Genomic DNA, 438 nt, shown 5'->3' on the forward strand with positions numbered 1-438 from the left:
TGAATCGCCCCGGGTTTGCTGGAGGCTCGGTTAGTTGGTTCCAGCGTTTGCGGGGACCGGGTTCTCACGGTAGCTGGTGACGGTGTGGGTCGACCAGTAGGCGCTCTCGTACTCGACGGGTGGGACGTGTCCGATCTCGCCGTGCAGGCGGCGGTGGTTGAACCATTCGACGTACTCAGCGACGGCGATCTCGACCTCGCCCACACCTGCCCAGCCGCCTCGCGGGCGCATCACGGGGTTACGGATGCATTCGGCTTTGAACAGCGAGTTGAACGCCTCAGCCATCGCGTTGTCGTATGAATCCCCTTTGGAGCCAACAGATGTCACCGCTTCGGCTTCGGCCAGTCGTTCGGTGTAGCGGATGGCTCGGTATTGCACTCCGCGGTCGGAGTGGTGGATCAGCCCGGCCACGTCGTGGCCGGCACGCGACCGTGCCCA

General features: G+C 64.2%; 1 protein-coding gene. It reads right to left on the reverse strand.

What is annotated here, in order from left to right:
• Positions 1-30: 30 nt before the first annotated feature.
• Positions 31-438, reverse strand: a 408-nt coding sequence (locus tag GOALK_RS24135; protein WP_006357265.1) for an IS3 family transposase, incomplete at its 5' end; no start/stop codon positions are given.

The organism is Gordonia alkanivorans NBRC 16433, from assembly GCF_000225505.1.
GTDB lineage: Bacteria > Actinomycetota > Actinomycetes > Mycobacteriales > Mycobacteriaceae > Gordonia > Gordonia alkanivorans.